3 protein-coding genes are annotated in these 3782 nt (G+C 51.3%); 2 read left to right on the top strand and 1 reads right to left on the bottom strand.

Annotation, left to right across the window (positions count from 1 at the left end; translation table 11 throughout):
• Positions 1-97 precede the first annotated feature (97 nt).
• Positions 98-922: a competence protein CoiA family protein gene (locus EOA36_RS30280; protein ID WP_127280617.1), complete on the bottom strand. Its 825-nt coding sequence runs from the start codon at positions 920-922 to the stop codon at positions 98-100.
• Between the two features lie 401 nt (positions 923-1323).
• Here EOA36_RS30280 and EOA36_RS30275 point away from each other — a divergent pair, with 401 nt between their 5' ends.
• Together EOA36_RS30275 and EOA36_RS30270 are read left to right on the top strand one after the other, a co-directional pair.
• On the top strand, positions 1324-2964 hold the full coding sequence (locus EOA36_RS30275) for an RNA-directed DNA polymerase (protein WP_127280616.1): 1641 nt from the start codon (positions 1324-1326) through the stop codon (positions 2962-2964).
• An 88-nt stretch (positions 2965-3052) separates the two neighbouring features.
• Positions 3053-3706 carry a hypothetical protein gene (locus EOA36_RS30270; RefSeq protein WP_245464514.1) on the top strand — a complete coding sequence of 218 codons (654 nt, stop codon included), beginning with the start codon at positions 3053-3055 and terminating at the stop codon, positions 3704-3706.
• Positions 3707-3782 lie beyond the last annotated feature (76 nt).

The raw sequence follows: 3782 nt of genomic DNA, 5'->3' as shown, positions 1-3782 counted from the left end.
GGGGAAGAAGCTGCCGGAGGGGGCGGAGATATTTTTGCTGCCGCGGTTGGCTGGGGGGTAAACAACTAGGACTTCCCACTTCCTGTGCGCCTGGTGGCTAGAAACGTGGTCGCCGACGAAAGTTGCGGAACGATCTAGACCTCCGCCTGCGGTACTGTGGGCGGTCATAAATTGAGGACCGAGCTTCACGTTCAGCAATTTCTCGCTCGCGCCTTAGCGTGGCAGCAACCGTTTGCATCACTGCCCGAACTGGGATGATCCAGGTCCACTTCAGCGCGGCTTTCACAAAGGTGACTGGCGAAACCGCAACGACGACAGCGCATCCTTCAGCGCGTCCCGGCAAAAGGCACCAGAGCAGCTCGGTCTTTGCTGTTGATGTATCAGTGGACGTAACGGTGTGCTCAAAATCAAAGAAGACGGGCACGCCGCAACTGAGCCATCCGGAGGGGAAGCAATTTTTCGGATCAGCGACGGTGAAAACACCGTTCATGTGTGTGGATCTGAACAGCCGGCGCCCGCCAAGAAATCGGGGATGGTCGCCTTTTAGGCGCGTACCGTCCACGACCCAAACCATACTCTGGTAGAAACCTTCGCGCGCCACCTTCTCTTGCAAAGGCAGGTGCGAATGCTGAAACTCAATTACCAGGCTATTTTCGGTCATCACGTCTGCGACGTGCTTCTCACCCCTCTCATCATGCCGGATGATTTCCTGCCACTCGGAGGGAAACTGATTTTTCCAGCTTAGGTGCCAAAGGGTTTCCGGCTCCCACCAAGGGTCGCAGTTCCGATTGCCGCAATGTGCCCAATGCCAAACTCGTTGCGTTCCGCACTTTGCGACCATCCGCTGCGAGCAGCACGGGCAACTGCCTGCCAACGCGGGCCTAGCCTCGCTTCGTTCGCTATTCACCAATGCAAACCGCATGACTCCCTCCGTAGGTGTGCGCACCACGGCGCGCAGACGCTGGTTTCGTTCGAGGAGTGTTCGGCAGCATAGCCAGCCATAGGCTGGCGCTGGTTCTTCTTATCGTCGACGTAAGGGACCAAACCCATTGTCGGTTATCGTGCGGCTGTCCTCAATGCCCGGCGCCGCTTCTTCTCGGAGCATTCCTCAACAGTATCCGAACAGGTGGGCCAGTCAAGGTTTGTCATAAGCCGCGCCTTCTGGGCCGCCCCTCTTCCGGCGGCACGATCATTCCAATCGGCGATAGAAACGAAAATATCGATAGATTTCATTGGCTAGACTTTTAATGGCGAAGCTTGCAAATGTATAACCTTAGGGGTGTCATCTCATAGATTCGGGCCCATGCTGCTGCGGAAGGTATTATGCTGGACGTTAAAGAGAGAAATTTTCTTGCAGCAGCGATGGAGATCGGGGAAAGCGGCGAAAACGATACTCTTCCCTACGATATCGACGCGAGCTTTATCCGTGACAGATCACCAGAGCTCTCAAAAATATGTTTTGAGTTATTTAAAAATATCAACAATAAATCTGTTAAGCAGGCCGCCGCCTTCATGAGCGAGATTACAGTGGGTGCGGAACGCCTACTTGCTCCTTCTGGCTCGCACGGATTTCGCATCACGACTAAAATACACCCATTTTGGAACTTGTACCTTAATGGTCTTGGCTTAGCTATAGCCGAAGCGAACGAAGACAGCCGTAGTTCCCGGGTGCATTCCTATCGGCTTGGCCGCGACTTGCACAATTTTCCGTCATTCTTTGACAGGTCGCGCTCATGGAGAACCTATAAAGAAGCAATCTTAAATGAGGAAGCCTTGAATAATGAGGATAGTGTCGTTATTCAAACGGACGTATCCAGTTACTACGAGCATATCTATCACCACAGACTGGAAAATCTCCTAAACGATCTTAGCCCCTCTGGGTCCACGGTTGCAGTACAGATCGATCGAATCCTGAGCAAACTCTCATCGGGCCGATCTTTCGGTCTGCCCGTCGGCGGACAGTGCGCCCGAATTCTTGCGGAAGTTATGATGTCTCCGATAGACGTATCTCTTTCGGATGCTGGGATAGTTTGGCATCGCTATGTAGATGATTTTACATTGATATGCGATTCTCAACAAGATGCCTACCGTGCACTTTCGACATTGTCTCATTCACTTGCTGACTACGGTCTTTCACTTAATAGAACAAAAACAACGATTCTGAGCGCGAAACACTATAAGGATTATATTGCTGCTCAGCTCGGTCATGGAGAAGATGCAAGCACGGCGCTGAGGGAACTTGACCTGCATTTTGATCCTTATTCGGACGCATCCAAGAGCGATTACGAGGAGCTGAAAAAATCTTTTGATGATATTGATATTCAATTTCTGCTCGATCTTGAGAAGCAGAAATCACAGCCCGATAACTTCGTTTTGGCCCAGATAGGGCGGGCTCTGAAATTTCAGGAGCCAACTGTAGCCGCCCAACTTTGCGCAACTTTGCTGGACGTCCGCAACCTCGATTCTTTTAGAGCGTCATGGGCAAAGATTATGCGCGGTGTGTACTCTGTTCGCGCGAACGAGGATTTTAACGTGGTGTTTGATCAGATTGATGGCCTTCTGGATAGATTACCCGCAGCCGCGTCACACCTGCTTATGCCAGAGACCAATCTACTTCATTTTTTGAGAGCTATACGCTTTCGACGAACAGATGTGCGCGGCCGTTTTGTTCGTCGCATCTATGACGGATCATCGTCGCAAGCGGTAAGGCGTGCTTGCATCGACTGCTGGCGGCATTGGGGCGATCGTGCCAGCTTTATGCGCCTAAGAAATCAGTGGCAGAATCTCGGCCCTGACGAGCAAAGGATGGTTTGGCTTTCAGCTGGCAATTTCGGGGATGATGGAGCACATGCAAGAAGTCAATTGCGCAGGACACTAGCGCAAGAATGGCGGCTTGGGTTTGAGTCAACCATAGGGCCTACTTTTGCTTCGTGTTATGAAGACTGGGTGGCAAATGGCTCTTAATAGGCTCCCCTTAAGGGATCCACGAACTGTTGCTCGAGACATTCCCGGGGTATTGGATATCCTTTTCCCTCGATTATCCGGAGGGCTAGTGTCGTCATTGAACAAGACGATGTTTTCGTTTGCCGAGTTGAATGCCATCCCGATTGAGCTAATTGAGCAAAGCCGACTGCAAAAGGCCATGTTGTTCGAGGTAGCGATGGCCCGCGTCGATTTCGCCTGTGATGGATTGAGCGAGGCAACATGGGACGACTGCCTCAAGGTAGCAGCAAGGCGCCAGAGTCAGCACTATGACGCAAGAATTCCGACAAAACTCGAACGGTGCGATATTGATGTTGCCGAGCTAGCCGCGCATAACCTCATGGAGATGCTAAGAAGTGTAAGGGCGCAGCACCCGGATGCTCGCCTTGAGAAAGCTCCATTTATACCGGGATACGGGTGGATTGCATCAGGGAACGGAGATTTCTCGCTGGGAAATATTCTTATTGAAGTAAAACACACGGACAGGAACTTTGTATCTGGCGACTTCAGGCAGATTCTCATGTACTGGCTTCTAAGATACGCGGCGTCAATTGAAAACAAAGAAGATGTATGGTCTGATTGCCTTTTGCTAAACCCAAGGCGAAATTGTGCCTTGCTAGTTAAGTTTGACTATTTGGCCAATTCAGCCTCAGCAAATTCAAGCCGCGTTGAGCTATATGAACTCATGCGTTCCGTTGCAGCGCGGGATTTTGATAGGCGATAAAAGCACGCATATTTTTCGCTCTGCTCGTCTTACCCTACCTCCCAACCGTCCCCACCACCTTTGCCCGCTCATACGC

It is taken from the genome of Mesorhizobium sp. M8A.F.Ca.ET.021.01.1.1 (assembly GCF_003998025.1).
Lineage (GTDB): Bacteria > Pseudomonadota > Alphaproteobacteria > Rhizobiales > Rhizobiaceae > Mesorhizobium.
Note: the sequence above shows the minus strand (reverse complement) of the source record. Positions and strands in the feature narration are given on the sequence as shown.